The following is a 14,588-nucleotide window of genomic DNA, read 5'->3' on the forward strand; positions in this document are numbered from 1 at the left end:
GTCATGAACGCGCTCGCCGACTATTCGGCACGGCGCGACGTCTCGCTATCGCTGGTCGCCGAGGCAGCAATCGCCTCGTTTCTGTCACCGGACGCCGAGGAGCGGAAGGAGGCGGCAATCACCCGCCGGCTCGACCAGATCGACCGACGCGTGCAGCGTGTCGAGCGCGATGTTGGTATTGCCATCGAGACACTGGCGCTGTTCGTCCACTTTTGGCTCAGCTCGACCCCGGTCTTGCCGGAATCCGTGCGGGCCGAGGCTCGTGCAAAAGGACCACAGCGCTATGACCGCTTTGTCGATGCACTGGGTCGCAGGTTGAGCAAAGGGCCACAACTCCGCCAGGAGATCGCCGCCAACGTCCCGGCCGCGCCACCGGCTGGCACAGATGAGTTGCCGGCGCGGTAGATCGCCGGGCAGGGCGGTGAGGGCCGCCGCACCGCATTTTGCAAGTCTCTTCACGTCGTATCGCGATCGCTCGCTTTTGCTTGTTGCAAGGTCGCCATTCCTGCCTCTTCTAATCATCCCCGACCTCGGCACGAACAAACGCGCTGCAAGAAATGGGGATCATCGTGGCAATCGACCATCATCACGGCAGTCAAGCATTCTCGCGTGGTGCGCGCATGTTGCGTACTGCGCTAGGCCCGGCCATTCAGGCTTTCCTTCAAGATCCGGCGATCGTCGAGGTGATGCTCAACCCGGATGGGCGTCTGTGGGTCGACCGGCTGAAGGAAGGCCTGTGCGCCACTGATGAATTGCTGGCCCCCGCCGACGGCGAGCGCATCATCCGCTTGGTCGCCCATCATGTCGGCGCCGAGGTTCATCCAGGTAGCCCGCGCGTCTCGGCAGAGCTGCCGCAGACCGGGGAGCGCTTCGAGGGCCTGCTGCCGCCTGTTGTAACAGGCCCCACCTTCGCCATCCGCAAGCCGGCCGTCGCCGTGTTCACGCTTCAAGATTATGTCGCCGACGGCCTCATCACCGAGGTCCAGGCTTGCGTGCTCCGGCGCGCCGTAGAAAGGCGAAAGAACGTGCTGGTCGCCGGCGGCACGTCGACTGGCAAGACCACCCTGGTCAATGCGTTGCTGGCGGAGGTGGCGAAGACTTCGGATCGCGTTGTGCTGATCGAGGATACGCGCGAGCTGCAGTGCGCGGCAGCCAATCTGATCGCCCTGCGCACCAAGGACGGCGTTGCTTCGCTCTCCGATCTGGTGAAATCATCGATGCGGCTTCGCCCCGATCGTATCCCCATCGGCGAGGTGCGCGGCGCAGAAGCCCTCGATCTGCTGAAAGCCTGGGGCACCGGCCATCCGGGCGGCATCGGCACCATTCATGCAAACTCCGCACTCGGTGCGCTGCGCCGTCTCGAGCAACTCGTACAGGAAGCCGTCGTCACAGTGCCGCGCGCGCTCATTGCCGAGACGATCGACCTTGTTGCCGTGCTCGCCGGCCGGGGTTCGGCCAGGAGGCTCGTTGAGATCGCGATCGTCGAAGGGCTCGATCCCTCCACCGATGACTATCGAACGCTCGAGGCCAAGCTCGAGACGGAGCCAGCCGCGAATTCCCAGTCCCTCATGGAGCTCTAGAAAAATGAATCCGATCCGCTTCCGATCGTCGTCTGTCCGCAATCTCGGCACCGGGCTGCCGCTGGCCATAACGACCGCCACGGCCATGGCGATCGCGCCTGCCCACGCGGCGGGCTCCTCGATGCCGTGGGAGGAGCCGCTTCAACAGATCCTCGAATCCATCGAGGGGCCGGTCGCCAAGATCGTGGCGGTGATCATCATCATTGTTACCGGCCTGTCGCTTGCCTTCGGCGACACGTCTGGAGGCTTCCGGCGCCTGATCCAGATCGTCTTCGGTCTGTCGATCGCTTTCGCGGCGAGCTCGTTCTTCCTGTCCTTCTTCTCCTTCGGCGGTGGAGTGCTGATCTGATGGACGAGGATGTTCGTGGTTTTTTCGCGCCGGTGCACCGCGCGCTCACCGAACAGATCCTGCTCGGTGGCGCGCCGCGCGCGATCGCCATCGCCAACGCTACGCTGGCCGGCGCGGTCGGCCTGGGGTTGAGGCTCTGGATTGCCGGTCTCGTCATCTGGGCGGTCGGCCATTTTGCAGCCGTTTGGGCAGCCAAACGCGATGCACAGTTCGTCGACGTGGTTCGCCGGCATTTGCGCTACCCCGCGCATTTCGGCTGCTGAGAGGTTCTTAAGATGATCAACCTCGCCGAATACCGCAGACGCTCACGCAGCCTTGCCGACTATCTGCCTTGGGCCGCCTTGGTCGCGCCCGGTGTGGTGCTCAATAAGGATGGCTCATTCCAGAGGACAGCAGGTTTTCGCGGTCCCGATCTGGACTCGGCCACACCTGCAGAACTGGTCGGCACGACGGCACGCCTGAACAGTGCGCTGCGCCGTCTTGGCTCCGGCTGGGCGATCTTCGTCGAAGCCCAGCGAAATCCAGCCACCGATTATCCCGACAGCACATTCCCCGACGGCGCTTCAGCACTGCTCGAGCTCGAGCGGCGCGAGCAGTTCGAAGACTCCGGTATGCTGTTTGAGAGCAGCTATTTTCTCACCTTCGTCTGGCTGCCGCCCGCCGAGGAAGCATCGCGGATGGAAAGCTGGCTTTACGAAGGCCGGGACCAGAGCGGCGTCGATCCCTGGGAACTCCTGAAGAGCTTTGTCGACCGCACCGACCGCGTCCTCAACCTCATCGAGGGTTTCGTTCCCGAAGCCGGCTGGCTCGATGATTGCGAGACGCTGACCTATTTGCATTCCTGCGTTTCCACCAAGCGCCACCATGTCCGTGTTCCCGAAACGCCCATGCATCTCGACGCGCTGCTGGTCGATCAGTCGCTTGCCGGTGGGCTCGAACCACGCCTTGGCGATGTCCATCTTCGCACCCTCACCATCACCGGATTTCCCACCACAACTTTTCCCGGGATCCTCGACGATCTCAACAGACTGGCCTTCCTCTACCGTTGGTCGACGCGCGCGATCATGCTCGACAAGACCGACGCAACCAAGTTGGTGACGAAGATCCGCCGCCAGTGGTTTGCCAAACGCAAGTCCGTCGCCGCGATCCTCAAGGAGGTGATGACCAACGAGGCGTCCGTGCTCGTCGATACGGATGCGGCCAACAAGGCCGCCGACGCGGACGCCGCGCTCCAGGACCTAGGCTCAGACCAGATCGGCGAGGCTTACGTCACCGCCACCGTGACAGTGTGGGATGCCGATCCGTCGATCGCCGACGAGAAGCTGCGGCTGGCAGAAAAAGTCATCCAGGGTCGAGACTTCACTTGCATCGTCGAAGGCGTCAACGCCATCGAGGCGTGGCTCGGCGGCATTCCCGGCCATGTTTATGCAAATGTCCGGCAACCACCACTCTCGACCTTAAATCTCGCCCACATGATCCCGCTCTCGGCGGTCTGGGCGGGACCGGCTGAGGACGAGCATTTTGGCGCGCCCCCGTTGTTCTTCGCCAGGACGGAAGGTGCGACGCCGTTCCGGTTCAGCCTGCATGTCGGTGATGTCGGCCATACGCTGGTCGTCGGCCCGACGGGTGCCGGCAAATCCGTGCTGCTCGCGCTGATGGCACTGCAATTCCGGCGCTACGACGACAACCAGATATTTGCCTTCGACTTCGGCGGTTCGATCCGGGCGGCCATGCTCGCCATGGATGGCGAGTGGCACAATCTCGGCGGCAATGCCGTAAGCGGGCAAAGGGTCGCCGATCCGCTCGCCGTGCTCACCCTGGCGGATCTCTCGGACGCTGCCGACGCCGTTTCGTTGCAGCCGCTGGGCCGTGTCCATCACACATCGGAGCGTGCCTGGGCTGCAGACTGGCTCATCGACATTCTCCTGCGCGAAGGCGTGCTCGTCACGCCGCAGGTCAAGGAATATCTCTGGTCGGCACTCACCTCACTGGCCTCCGCGCCGGTTCAGGAACGAACACTGACCGGTCTGACCGTGCTGCTGCAATCCGCGCCTTTGAAGGATGCGCTGCGTCCCTATTGCGTCGGTGGCCCCTATGGCCGGCTGCTCGATGCCGAGCACGAGCGTCTGAGCGAAGCACCAGTACAGGCCTTCGAGACCGAAGGCCTGATCGGCACCGGGGCGGCTCAGCCTGTGCTCGCCTATCTCTTCCATCGCATCGAGCAGAGGATGGATGGGCGGCCGACGTTGCTGATTATCGATGAAGGCTGGCTGGCGCTCGACGATGGCGGTTTCGCCGATCAGTTGCGCGAATGGCTGAAGACGCTTCGCAAGAAGAACGCCTCCGTCATCTTCGCCACGCAGTCGCTGTCCGACATCGACGGCTCGCCAATCGCGCCTGCCATCGTCGAGAGCTGCCCGACACGGTTGTTCCTGCCGAATGAGCGTGCCATCGAGCCGCAGATCACTCAAATATACCGCCGTTTCGGTCTCAACGATCGCCAGATAGAGATCATCGCCCGGGCAACCCCAAAGCGCGACTACTACTGCCAGTCGCGGCGCGGCAATCGCCTGTTCGAACTTGGACTTGGTCCGGTCGCGCTGGCGCTGTGTGCTGTTTCCTCCAAGTCCGACCATGCGGCGATTGAGCGGATTATCGGCGAGGGTGGCCGAAAAGATTTCCTCGAGGCCTGGCTTGCCAATCGCGGTCTTTCCTGGGCGGCCGAACTCATTCCCAATCTCACCAATGTCATCGATCAATCCGCAAAGGACATTTCGTCATGAATTGGGTTTGCAGCCATCTTCGCGTCCGTCGCATCGGGGCCGCAACTGTCGTCGCCGTCACCGTCGGGCTGTCATCAATGCCGGCTTCGGCTCTCATCGTATTCGATCCCAGGAACTACACCGAAAACCTGCTTTCGGCCTCGCGGGCCCTGGAGCAGATCAATAACCAGATCACCTCGCTTCAGAACGAAACCCAGATGCTGATCAATCAGGCGAAGCATCTCACAACATTGCCGACCTCGCTGCTTGGCCAGATCGAAGATAATTTTTCTGCGATGAAGAGCCTGCTCGACGAGGCAAACAAGCTCGCCTACAGCGTTCAGGATATCGAAAGTCAGTTTGAGTCGACCTACCAGCAGTTCGGGTCCGACCTTTCCAACGAGCAACTTGTCGAGGGCGCGCACGAGCGCTGGCAGACATCGGTGTCGGCTTTTGAGCATTCGCTGAAAGCCGGCGCCGTCGCCGTCGACAACATTGCGGGGACACAACAACAGACCAGTTCACTGGTTAACGCAAGCCAGTCAGCCGTCGGCGTCCTGCAGGCGACACAAGCCGGTAACCAGCTTCTCGCCGTGCAGGCCAAGCAGGTTGCCGACCTCACCGCCATGCTCGCCGCGCAAGGAAGAGCAGCTGTCCTCCAAGAGGCGAGGCAGGCGGCAGCCCAGGAGCAGGCCCAAGAGCAGTTCAGCCGCTTCATGACGGGCAGCAGCTACAGCCCGTCATCCGTGAAGATGTTCCACGACTGAGCTGGTCGTCATGGATCCCAAGATCGCCGCCCGGATGATAGCCGTCCTTGCCCTAGGCGCCGCCATGACCGCCGCCTTCATGGCGTTGCGCGGCAACGGCTCGCAGGACGCGTCCTCCCCGCGCTCCGCACGTCCGGGCGGCGAGCCGGCAGCGATCGAACTTGCCCGCTGCCGAGACATCGGCATGGCAGCGATAGATGATGAAGCCTGCAGGAAGATGTGGGCGAAGAACCGTCGGCGTTTCCTGGGGTCGTCGCGCCCAGCTACGCCATACGTAGCTCCATCAATCGAAAATGACCAGAGCCGGCCGCTGCCGTCCGGCGCGAAAAACCAGTCCCACCCCGGAACTCTCACGCCATGAACGACACCGGCGTCATCGACCGCTTCCTGGAAACCTTTACCAGCTATATCGATTCCGGATTTGGCCTGGTCGGCGGCGAGGTCGCCTTTCTCGCCTCCACCCTTATCGTTATCGACATCACGCTCGCCGGCCTGTTCTGGGCCTGGGGCGCTGACGAGGACGTGCTGCACCGGCTGGTGAAGAAGACGCTCTATATTGGCTTCTTCGCCTTCATCATCGGCAACTTCAATAGCCTGGCCGGCATCGTCTTCGAAAGCTTTTCCGGGCTTGGCCTGAAGGCCGGAGGGTCTGCACTTTCGGGCTCGGAACTCCTGCAGCCGGGACGTGTCGCCCAAGTCGGCATCGACGCCGGAAATCCGATCCTCGAGGCCGCCAGCCAGCTGATGGGATACGTCTCGTTCTTCGAGAATTTTGTCCAGATCGCGGTTCTGATGGTCGCCTGGGCGATCGTGCTGATTGCCTTCTTCCTGCTCGCCGTGCAGATCTTCGTGACGCTGATAGAATTCAAGCTGACGACGCTTGCCGGCTTTGTGCTGATCCCTTTCGCACTGTTCAACCGGACCGCCTTCCTCGCCGAAAAGGTACTCGGCAACATCGTCGCTTCCGGTGTGAAGATTCTTGTGCTCGCCGTGATCGTCGGCATCGGCTCCGGCCTCTTCGACGAGTTCACTCAAGGGTTCGGCGCCGAACAACCCACGATCACCGATGCGCTGTCGCTTGTGCTGGGCGCCCTGTCGCTGATGGGGCTCTCGATCTTTGGTCCGGGCATCGCGACAGGACTTGTTTCCGGCGCCCCGCAACTTGGTGCGGGTGCTGCCGTTGGCACGACCCTCGCTGCCGCGGGCGCTGGTGCCGCCGGCGCGATAGGCGCTCGCGGCGGGTTGGCCGGCGCAGCAGGCGCAGTTGGTGCCGGCGCCCGCACATCGGCTGCTGCAGCACGTGGCGGCGCACATCTTGCCGGCAACACCTCGACTGCATGGCGGCTTGCCGCGGCCACTTCCGGCCAGAGCGGCGCGGGCTCCATCGCCGCTGGAATGGCAGGTGTCGCCAAGGTGGGCGCTGGCGCGGCGGCCCAACCAGTGAAGCAGGCAATGTCTCGTGCAGCGTCCACCCTGTCCGCCAGCCACCAAGCTGGCCGCTCGGCCGCGTGGACCGCGACCGGTGGAGAACAGCTATCGGGAGCATTTGCGCCAACGCGCACTTCGACTGCTGAACCCGGTTCGGGATCACCGCCGGCATGGGCCGCTCGCATGAAGCGCGGCCAAGTGATGAGCCATGGCGCCAGCATGGCCGCGCATTCCATCCGATCTGGCGATCAAGGCAGCGGATCGATGAATGTTGCCCTCAACCAGGATGATCGCTGATGAATCCCTTCAAACGACCTTCTGTTCGTTACGCAAAAACACCACAGCCGGAGACGCCGTATCAACGTGCCGCGCAGGTCTGGGATGAGCGCATCGGCTCGGCTCGTGTGCAGGCTAGAAACTGGCGACTGATGGCATTTGGCTCGCTCGTGCTGGTCGGTGGCTTCGCATCCGCCTTGGTTTGGCAATCGACGCGCGGGTCAGTCGTTCCCTGGGTGGTCCAGCTCGACAAGCTTGGCGAGGCGCAGGCAGTCGCTCCGGCTGTTGCCGACTATCGGCCGACGGATCCGCAGATCGCCTGGCATCTCGCCCGCTTCATCGAACAGGTCAGAAGCATCCCTGACGATCCCGTCATCGTCCGCCAGAACTGGCTGCGGGCCTATGACTACACCACGGATCGCGGCGCCATCTCTCTCAACGCCTATGCCCGCCTCAACGACCCCTTCGCCAAGGTTGGCAAGATCCAGATCGCGATCGAGGTCTCCAGCGTCATCCGTGCCTCGCCGAACTCGTTCCGTGTCGCCTGGATCGAGCGCCGCTACGATAATGGCAGCTTGGCCAGCACCGAGCGTTGGACCGCCATCCTCACCATTGTCATTCAACAACCCCGCGATGCCGACCGGCTGAAAGCCAATCCGCTCGGCGTCTACGTCAACGCCATCAACTGGTCGAAGGAACTTTCATGATGTGTGCAGCATCGACAAGCAATGCGACGAGACAGATTGTTCGCAACATGACCAGGGCTAACAGCCTTGCTCTGGCACTGATGTCGGCAACGGCACTCGCCGGCTGCGCCTCGAAAAAGTACACTCCGCCCGAGATCCAATATGATGATGCCAGGCCTGCGGTGCGGAAGGTCGACCCGCCTGGTCCGGTGAAGGTGGTGGAGCTGCCGAAACCTCTCCCGCTTCCGGGCCAGATGAAGCCGGTCGGAACCAGCAAAGCCAAGGCGGAACCAGGCGATCCCAAACTGCGGATCAGTCAGGCAAACGAGGCGGCGCGAATGCAGCCGGTTCGCGACGGCTTTATCAACGCGATCCAGCTCTACCCCTGGAGCGAGGGCGCGCTCTACCAGGTCTATGCCGCGCCTGGCCAGGTCACCGACATCGCGTTGCAGCCCGGCGAACAGCTTGTCGGTACGGGGCCTGTCGCCGCCGGCGACACGGTGCGCTGGATCATCGGTGACACGCAAAGTGGGGCAGGGGATCGGCAGCAGGTCCACATCCTCGTCAAGCCGACGCGCCCCGATCTCCAGACCAATCTCGTCATCAACAGCGACCGTCGCACCTATCATCTCGAGCTGCGGTCGACCGAAAAAACCTACATGGCCTCCGTGTCGTGGCAATATCCGCAGGACCAGCTGATCGCGCTGCGGCGCCAGGACGCCCAGGCTTCCGCCGCGCAGCCGGTCGCTGCCGGCGTCGACATCCAGAAACTCAATTTCCGCTATCGCATCGAGGGCGACGCCGCACCGTGGAAGCCGCTGCGCGCCTTCGACGACGGCGCAAAGGTCTATATCGAGTTCCCGTCGGGCATTGGTCAGGGAGAGATGCCGCCACTGTTCGTCATCGGCCCATCCGGCGGCTCCGAACTGGTCAATTACCGCGCCCGGGAAAACTACTATGTGGTGGACCGGCTGTTCGCCGCCGCGGAATTGAGGCTGGGCGACAAAAACTCGGAGCGGCGGGTCAGGATCGTGCGCACCGATGGAAACCGGCCGCAGCGTCGCGCGGGGCTGATTCGATGAGCGACGCCGATATTCCTCCCAACCAGGACATCAGGGCGGAACTGCGCCTGCGGCCCGAGCCCGCCAGAGTCACCCGGCTGTCGCGTAAGGTGCTGATCGGCCTTGCAGGCGTCGCAAGTGTCGCGATCCTCGGCGCGTTGATCTGGGCGCTCGACACCAGACGGCACGGCAAAGAGCAGCCCTCCGAACTCTTCACCACTGAAAACCGCACGACGGCCGATGGGTTGCAGACACTGCCGAAGGATTATTCAGGCGTTCCCCAGCTTGGACCGCCGCTCCCCGGGGATCTCGGAAGGCCGATCCTGCGCGCGCGGGAGCGTGGAGAGCCGGTCGGGGTGCCGACCATCAGTGCATCGCGCGCCGATCCGGACGAGCAGCGCCGCCTGACCGAAATCGAGGCCGCGCGCGTCGCAAAACTCTTCACCGACACCAATGCGCACTCAAATCCGGTGCGACAGAATGCCGGCGCTGGAAATGCCGCGAACACTATGTCCGGCTCGACCCCGCCGGCCGAGCCGCCGGCGCTCGACCCGGGCTCCGCGCAAAACATGCAGGATCGCAAACTCGCCTTCGTCAATGCCCAGCCGGATCGCCGCACCGTCAGTCCCGACCGTCTCGCAGGAAAGGCCTCGCCCTATGTCGTGCAGGCCGGCACAATCATCCCGGCTGCTCTCATCACCGGCATCCGTTCCGATCTTCCTGGTCAGATCACCGCTCAGGTCACAGAAAACGTCTACGACACCCCGACAGGATCATACCTCCTGGTCCCGCAGGGCGCACGCCTGATCGGCCAGTATGACAGCCAAGTGGCCTTCGGTCAGTCGCGCGTGCTGCTGGTCTGGAACCGGCTTATCATGCCCGACGGCACCTCGGTCGTGCTGGAGCGCCAGCAGGGCGCAGATGCGCAAGGCTTCTCTGGACTTCAGGATGAAGTCGACCATCATTGGGGCCAGCTCTTCCGAGCCGCCGCTCTCTCGACATTGCTTGGCATCGGGACATCGCTTGGCTCCAGCGACGACGAAAGTGACATCGCCAAGGCCATCCGCGAAAGCGCGCAGGATTCGGCCACCAATATTGGCCAGCAGATCGTGCGCGATCAGCTCAACGTCCAGCCGACGCTCACAGTCCGGCCCGGCTTCCCGGTCCGCGTCATCGTCAACCGCGACCTGGTGCTGGCGCCATATGGAAGCGTGAAGGACCGTTCATGACCAGATCAAAACTCTCCTCTATTGCCGATGACCGGCCGGTCACGATTACGATCGAACTGCCCGCCGTTCATCGCGATCTTGTCGCCTGTGCCGATTGTCTGAACGGTCAACATGTCCGTGTCTCACAAGCAGGAGATGAACCATGCCGGATCTGAAGCTCGGTCGGCTGCCGAAGGTTGGCGTCGTTCGCATGACCATCATCCTGCCAGAGCCGCTCAAGGAGGAACTCGACCAGTATGCGGCCGAACATAGCCGGCTGTACGAACCGGTGGACACCGCAGCGCTGATCCCGCACATGCTGGAAGTCTTCGTCCGGTCGGATCGCGGTTGGCGCAGCCGCAAGGCGAAAGCAGGCCGTGCCCGTCAGCGAGGGACGTCTCCAGCCAACAACACGGCACGGAGCGGCGCCGAACACGATGGCTCCGCCCGAAGCGATCCTGACCGCTCCTGAACACGATAACACGATCGTCGGCGTGATCGATATGAGCAAGGCGAAGCTGCGCTTGTTCTGCATTGCCCATGCCAGGCTTATGGCCGGCCTGCTTCATCGAGGCTCTCGGAACCGGTCTCCTGGGGCGGGGGAAGGTTGGTCGGTACCGGCCAACCGCGACAGTTCGCGCGGTCGTAAAGACGGCGCGCATCGAGCGGGAAAATCCCTTTGGGATGCACTTGCATTTCCCAGATGCGGCATAGCGTGTCTGGCCATCGACAAGGGCCTCGGTCCTGGTGGGTGACCACGCAAGTCTCGAAGGCGAAATCAAAGGCATCAGGCAGGATGTGGGCGCAATCGGGCTCGCGTACCAAGCCCCACCCGGCAGACGCCGACGCCCAGGCCGGCGCGAAACAAAGTCACGATAGACGGCCCGCGGCACGCTTCGCTTCCATGAAGCTCAGGGCGACATCCGGCCTGCTCCGAACGAATTCGGCAACCGCCTGCAGGAACTCGATTGCGTGCTCTGACACGTCGAAGTCGATAAAGACGCCGCCAGCATGTGCTTCTTGCGTCGTCTCTGCAAAGGCTAGTGTACCGTCGAGATCAGCCAGGACGCGACGAAGGTTGTGCAGGAGCCTTATGCCGGCTGGGGTCGGTCTGACGCCGCCTGAATGACGCTCGAACAGCACAATTCCAAGCGAGTGCTCAAGGTCACGGATTCGCCGGCTCAGAGCGGAATGGTGGATACCCACACGTCGAGAAGCTCCGAGAAAACTTCCCTCCTCTGCGACCACAAGTGCGCAATCAAGCGTTATGAGCTGGATCCGCCGCATCTCCCTTCCTTCGTCTTGATGCCATTTGGCTCACCGGCTCACCTCTCGAGAGACGATTGTCTCTCTGACCAGTGAAACAACTGGGCGGCGTAACCTTCTCAGGCCACCTTGCCGGCTTCAATGGTCGGCTGCAGCCGCCTGGTACTCACCTTCCTCCTGTCGCGCGCTCTGATGAGCATCCACTTGTCAAAGCTCGCCGATGACGGCCATTGTTTCCTCGTTGCCGATCGTCCGCGGCAGGCCGAGCGGCGTTACTTTCAAATGCAGTTGCGTGAGGCTTGTGAGCCGATGCTGGTTCGTGCCGATGGCGATCGTATCGCCTCCCTTGCGGACGATGACGCACAGAACGGCATTGGCAACCGCACTCAGCATCCGCCCGCACTCACAATGACCGACCTCGAAGCAATAGCGCCCACTCCCAAAGGTTTGGACCAACCCTCTCGCCTTCGCAGAGGTCGAACAGAACTTTCGATTGGGGGTGAGGCCGCGGGGCCGTTGGGCTCCGGGTGGCCCTCGGTGAGGGCGCGCCAAACGCGCCAATCCTATTTTGCGCTGGTTGAAGAAACCGTTGAAGCCGGTGGCTGAGCGAACTTCGTTCGCAACGCCTCGCTGCTGCGGTGCAATCTGGGAGCAGTGAGCGAGCTCAGGCCGAGGCCAGGATGCTTGAATCGGTAATTCATACATGGCTAAAAAGATGCGGTGTTCCTATTTGCTAGGCGATCTGGTAGCCTTTAACTGTCTTATACAAAGCAGTAAGTATGGTTTCAAGAGCATTGAATCGCAGCTGGCGCGCATTGTCGTTCACCGCCTTCATTATGCGCGAGATCATGGACAATCCATTGGAGGACGAGACCGCTTCGTCCCGGCTGAAGCAGGTCGGACTGATGAGCGTGCTTTATTGTATGCATGTCGGCGATCAGCCGCTGACGCTTGCCGCTATCACGGCAGAGACGGGGCTTACGCGCGGTGGCGTCTACGAGACTATCGCCTACTTGTTGAAGCGCGGGCTGCTGGACGAAACGGAGATCAAGAATGCCCTTGGGCGCGGCAAGGCCCGACGGTTTTCCATCCCCGAAGGGATCTTCGAACGCATCCGGCAGTTCGAACGATCATCTCGCTAACCAGAGACGAAATAAACCGGTCTCGACGGCAAACGGTATAATCTCAACCGAATTTGTCGTAGCACGCGCCACTACCGCTACGGCACCAGCTGAAATGGCCCACCGGTCTCATGGCGGGCCATCTCTTCCATCAGCTGGCTGGTCGGTCAGAACGAGCGCTGAAAGCGGACAATGCCGCCGATGTTGGCCTTCTTGGTGGCACCGGTCCAGTTGTAAGTGTCTTTCGAACCGACGTTGAGGTAGTCAATTTCACTTGTCACCTTGACGCCCGGCACGATCTCATAGGCAATGTTCGCTGCGACAGCGAAGTTCTTGTGTTGGTCAAAGGAGATCTGGGCATTGAACGACGTCTTCTCGTTGATCTTGTAGGTGCCGCCAGCCCAGATCGCCCAGTTGCCACCCCACTGCTTGAAGAAGTTGCGGCCTGTGACGGTGTTCTTGTCGGTGCCGTAGCCCCCCATGATGAACAGTGTCAGGTTCTGGGCCGCATTCACGTCCAAGCGAACCTTTCCGGCCCACTCTTCATAGTTGCTATCATAGGCGCCCACGCCCGTGATCGCACCCCACGTTTGCTTGTACTTCACGCCGCCAACGACGTTCGGCACGTAGCTGTCGATCGAAGTATCGCCCGAACCATCGGTTGCGCCTTCTTCTAGCGACGCCACAGCCGTGAAGCCATTGCCGGCCTCAAAATAGTACTGGACGACATTGGTGCCCAAGCCACCATAGGGGATCAGCGTATCGTTGATGACGTTGCCGGCATAACCGATGAACGTGTCGAAGGCCGATTCGTCCTTGCCAACGCGCAGGCCACCCAGCTGGATCCAGGCAAAGTTCAGTGTCAGGCCCTTGTCGCGGGCCTGCCAGTTGGTCCCTCCGGCGGTATAGTCACCACCGCTGTTGCCGTAGCTGATGCGGGTTTCAGTGTAGGTCTTCAAGGTGCCGAGCTCGGTTTCCTGGCCCGTCCAGGTCTTCAGCGTGAAGCGGGCATTCTTTTTCCAGGTAGAGTTGGTGCCATTGCCCATCCGGTCTGGAACATGGTTGGCGCCATCAAAGGAGCCCGCGTCGCCGGCGGCAATGTCATAGCGGACATAGCCGCCGATGCGCAGGCACGTCTCGGTGCCGGGGATGTAGAAGTAGCCAGCGCCGTAGACGTCACAGATCCTGACGTATTCAGCGGGTTCCGGCTCGGCAACGACGACGGCGTCGGCGGCGCGCGCACCGGAAACTGCGACCAGTGCCGCAGCTGAGCCGAGAAGAAGGCTCTTGATGTTCATTTTCTGACCTCCAAAGGTTTTAAAAAAACGGGCCCGGGTTGTTGCTGAAGGACAGCGTCCCCCCACCCCTCTCATCGAGAAGGACGGGTTCCCCGCCATTCTCTGAATCCAGATGGAGCTTGGTTTGGGGCAGTGTTCAATAAATATCGGAACTATAAGAACATATTTGATCTAGTTTCGGGCGTGATGTTGTGTAAGATCGTGCCCCATGGCGTGGTGTAGGTAACGGCATTGGTCGCCGTGCTCTCCGGCAAGGGCCGGACTGATCAGCGCGCCACTGCCGGCAGGCTGATGAGCGGATCATCGCTCATCTGGCTGATGGTCTCAAGGGTCATGTAGCGCGCCCGCTGCACGGCCCATTCATCATTCTGTTCGAGCAGGAGGGCGCCGACGAGACGGACTATGGCATCGTCATTGGGGAAGATGCCGACGACCTCGGTCCTGCGCTTGATCTCGCCGTTGAGGCGCTCGATCGGGTTGGTGCTATGCAGCTTGGCACGGTGCTCCTTGGGGAAGGTCATGTAGGCAAGCACGTCGGGCTCGGCGTCGTCCATGATGGTGGCGAGCTTGGGCACCTTCGGCCGGATCTGGTCGGCAACGGCGCGCCATTGGGTGCTGGCGGCCTCGGCCGTCTCCTGGGCGAAGGCGGTGGCGATGAAGGCCGAGGCGACGCGGCGGCCGCTCTTGCCGGCATGCGCCAGCACGTTCCTCATGAAATGGACCCGGCAGCGCTGCCATGTCGCGCACAGCACCTTGGTGACGGCCGCCTTGATGCCTTCATGGGCA

General features: G+C 62.1%; 18 protein-coding genes. 14 read left to right on the forward strand and 4 right to left on the reverse strand.

What is annotated here, in order from left to right; genetic code table 11:
• Positions 1–3 precede the first annotated feature (3 nt).
• The 13 genes from E5X88_RS16955 (at position 4) to E5X88_RS17015 (ending at position 10,589) form a co-directional block, all read left to right on the forward strand.
• Complete coding sequence (locus E5X88_RS16955; protein WP_292163315.1) at positions 4–405, forward strand: CopG family transcriptional regulator; 402 nt, start codon at positions 4–6, stop codon at positions 403–405.
• 215 nt (positions 406–620) lie between these two features.
• Positions 621–1,580 carry a P-type conjugative transfer ATPase TrbB gene (gene trbB / locus E5X88_RS16960; RefSeq protein ID WP_292163317.1) on the forward strand — a complete coding sequence of 320 codons (960 nt, stop codon included), beginning with the start codon at positions 621–623 and terminating at the stop codon, positions 1,578–1,580.
• 85 nt (positions 1,581–1,665) lie between these two features.
• A complete protein-coding gene (locus tag E5X88_RS16965) occupies positions 1,666–1,929 on the forward strand; it encodes a TrbC/VirB2 family protein (RefSeq protein ID WP_292163319.1) in 264 nt (87 codons plus the stop codon).
• A complete protein-coding gene (locus tag E5X88_RS16970; RefSeq protein WP_292163269.1) occupies positions 1,929–2,192 on the forward strand; it encodes a VirB3 family type IV secretion system protein in 264 nt (87 codons plus the stop codon). Before E5X88_RS16965 ends, E5X88_RS16970 begins: the two co-directional genes overlap by 1 nt.
• A gap of 12 nt (positions 2,193–2,204) precedes the next feature.
• Positions 2,205–4,712 (forward strand): conjugal transfer protein TrbE, encoded by a 2,508-nt coding sequence (trbE, locus tag E5X88_RS16975; protein WP_292163272.1) that lies wholly within the window; start codon positions 2,205–2,207, stop codon positions 4,710–4,712.
• Positions 4,709–5,458, forward strand: a complete 750-nt coding sequence (gene trbJ / locus E5X88_RS16980) for a P-type conjugative transfer protein TrbJ (protein ID WP_292163274.1) — start codon at positions 4,709–4,711, stop codon at positions 5,456–5,458. Before trbE ends, trbJ begins: the two co-directional genes overlap by 4 nt.
• A 10-nt stretch (positions 5,459–5,468) precedes the next feature.
• A complete protein-coding gene (trbK-alt, locus tag E5X88_RS16985) occupies positions 5,469–5,819 on the forward strand; it encodes a putative entry exclusion protein TrbK-alt (RefSeq protein ID WP_292163276.1) in 351 nt (116 codons plus the stop codon).
• Entirely contained in the window at positions 5,816–7,183 is a 1,368-nt protein-coding gene (gene trbL / locus E5X88_RS16990; protein ID WP_292163278.1) for a P-type conjugative transfer protein TrbL, read from the forward strand. The genes trbK-alt and trbL overlap by 4 nt, the downstream gene beginning before the upstream one ends.
• Positions 7,183–7,869, forward strand: coding sequence for a conjugal transfer protein TrbF (gene trbF / locus E5X88_RS16995; protein WP_292163280.1), 687 nt, complete (start codon positions 7,183–7,185; stop codon positions 7,867–7,869). Before trbL ends, trbF begins: the two co-directional genes overlap by 1 nt.
• A gap of 47 nt (positions 7,870–7,916) precedes the next feature.
• A complete protein-coding gene (gene trbG / locus E5X88_RS17000; RefSeq protein ID WP_292163282.1) occupies positions 7,917–8,930 on the forward strand; it encodes a P-type conjugative transfer protein TrbG in 1,014 nt (337 codons plus the stop codon).
• Positions 8,927–10,138 (forward strand): TrbI/VirB10 family protein, encoded by a 1,212-nt coding sequence (locus tag E5X88_RS17005; RefSeq protein ID WP_292163284.1) that lies wholly within the window; start codon positions 8,927–8,929, stop codon positions 10,136–10,138. The genes trbG and E5X88_RS17005 overlap by 4 nt, the downstream gene beginning before the upstream one ends.
• Positions 10,135–10,293, forward strand: a complete 159-nt coding sequence (locus tag E5X88_RS17010) for a DUF2274 domain-containing protein (RefSeq protein WP_366664820.1) — start codon at positions 10,135–10,137, stop codon at positions 10,291–10,293. Before E5X88_RS17005 ends, E5X88_RS17010 begins: the two co-directional genes overlap by 4 nt.
• Positions 10,281–10,589, forward strand: a complete 309-nt coding sequence (locus E5X88_RS17015; RefSeq protein ID WP_292163286.1) for a DUF2274 domain-containing protein — start codon at positions 10,281–10,283, stop codon at positions 10,587–10,589. The genes E5X88_RS17010 and E5X88_RS17015 overlap by 13 nt, the downstream gene beginning before the upstream one ends.
• A 398-nt stretch (positions 10,590–10,987) precedes the next feature.
• On the opposite strand, the gene E5X88_RS17020 is transcribed toward E5X88_RS17015, so the two are convergent.
• Positions 10,988–11,404, reverse strand: a complete 417-nt coding sequence (locus E5X88_RS17020) for a LysR family transcriptional regulator (protein ID WP_292163289.1) — start codon at positions 11,402–11,404, stop codon at positions 10,988–10,990.
• Positions 11,405–11,590: 186 nt separating this feature from the next.
• Positions 11,591–11,776 carry a hypothetical protein gene (locus tag E5X88_RS17025; RefSeq protein ID WP_292163292.1) on the reverse strand — a complete coding sequence of 62 codons (186 nt, stop codon included), beginning with the start codon at positions 11,774–11,776 and terminating at the stop codon, positions 11,591–11,593.
• A gap of 401 nt (positions 11,777–12,177) precedes the next feature.
• Between E5X88_RS17025 and E5X88_RS17030 the strand changes: the two genes are divergently transcribed.
• Positions 12,178–12,525 (forward strand): MarR family transcriptional regulator, encoded by a 348-nt coding sequence (locus E5X88_RS17030; protein WP_366664821.1) that lies wholly within the window; start codon positions 12,178–12,180, stop codon positions 12,523–12,525.
• Between the two features lie 146 nt (positions 12,526–12,671).
• On the opposite strand, the gene E5X88_RS17035 is transcribed toward E5X88_RS17030, so the two are convergent.
• On the reverse strand, positions 12,672–13,802 hold the full coding sequence (locus E5X88_RS17035) for a porin (RefSeq protein WP_292163320.1): 1,131 nt from the start codon (positions 13,800–13,802) through the stop codon (positions 12,672–12,674).
• A gap of 266 nt (positions 13,803–14,068) precedes the next feature.
• A partial coding sequence (locus E5X88_RS17040; protein ID WP_292163297.1) for a transposase occupies positions 14,069–14,588 on the reverse strand: 520 nt, incomplete at its 5' end.

It is taken from the genome of Mesorhizobium sp. (assembly GCF_004962245.1).
Lineage (GTDB): Bacteria > Pseudomonadota > Alphaproteobacteria > Rhizobiales > Rhizobiaceae > Mesorhizobium.

Bases quoted from the DNA above. Each gene is read 5' to 3' on its own strand.
- E5X88_RS17035 (WP_292163320.1), bottom strand. From the start codon at position 13,802: ATGAACATCAAGAGCCTTCTTCTCGGCTCAGCTGCGGCACTGGTCGCA.
- E5X88_RS17015 (WP_292163286.1), top strand. From the start codon at position 10,281: ATGCCGGATCTGAAGCTCGGTCGGCTGCCGAAGGTTGGCGTCGTTCGC.
- trbK-alt (WP_292163276.1), top strand. From the start codon at position 5,469: ATGGATCCCAAGATCGCCGCCCGGATGATAGCCGTCCTTGCCCTAGGC.
- E5X88_RS16965 (WP_292163319.1), top strand. From the start codon at position 1,666: ATGGCGATCGCGCCTGCCCACGCGGCGGGCTCCTCGATGCCGTGGGAG.
- E5X88_RS17005 (WP_292163284.1), top strand. From the start codon at position 8,927: ATGAGCGACGCCGATATTCCTCCCAACCAGGACATCAGGGCGGAACTG.
- trbJ (WP_292163274.1), top strand. From the start codon at position 4,709: ATGAATTGGGTTTGCAGCCATCTTCGCGTCCGTCGCATCGGGGCCGCA.
- E5X88_RS16970 (WP_292163269.1), top strand. From the start codon at position 1,929: ATGGACGAGGATGTTCGTGGTTTTTTCGCGCCGGTGCACCGCGCGCTC.
- E5X88_RS17020 (WP_292163289.1), bottom strand. From the start codon at position 11,404: ATGCGGCGGATCCAGCTCATAACGCTTGATTGCGCACTTGTGGTCGCA.
- trbB (WP_292163317.1), top strand. From the start codon at position 621: ATGTTGCGTACTGCGCTAGGCCCGGCCATTCAGGCTTTCCTTCAAGAT.
- E5X88_RS16955 (WP_292163315.1), top strand. From the start codon at position 4: ATGAACGCGCTCGCCGACTATTCGGCACGGCGCGACGTCTCGCTATCG.
- trbL (WP_292163278.1), top strand. From the start codon at position 5,816: ATGAACGACACCGGCGTCATCGACCGCTTCCTGGAAACCTTTACCAGC.
- trbG (WP_292163282.1), top strand. From the start codon at position 7,917: ATGACCAGGGCTAACAGCCTTGCTCTGGCACTGATGTCGGCAACGGCA.
- E5X88_RS17010 (WP_366664820.1), top strand. From the start codon at position 10,135: ATGACCAGATCAAAACTCTCCTCTATTGCCGATGACCGGCCGGTCACG.
- E5X88_RS17025 (WP_292163292.1), bottom strand. From the start codon at position 11,776: ATGCTGAGTGCGGTTGCCAATGCCGTTCTGTGCGTCATCGTCCGCAAG.
- trbE (WP_292163272.1), top strand. From the start codon at position 2,205: ATGATCAACCTCGCCGAATACCGCAGACGCTCACGCAGCCTTGCCGAC.
- trbF (WP_292163280.1), top strand. From the start codon at position 7,183: ATGAATCCCTTCAAACGACCTTCTGTTCGTTACGCAAAAACACCACAG.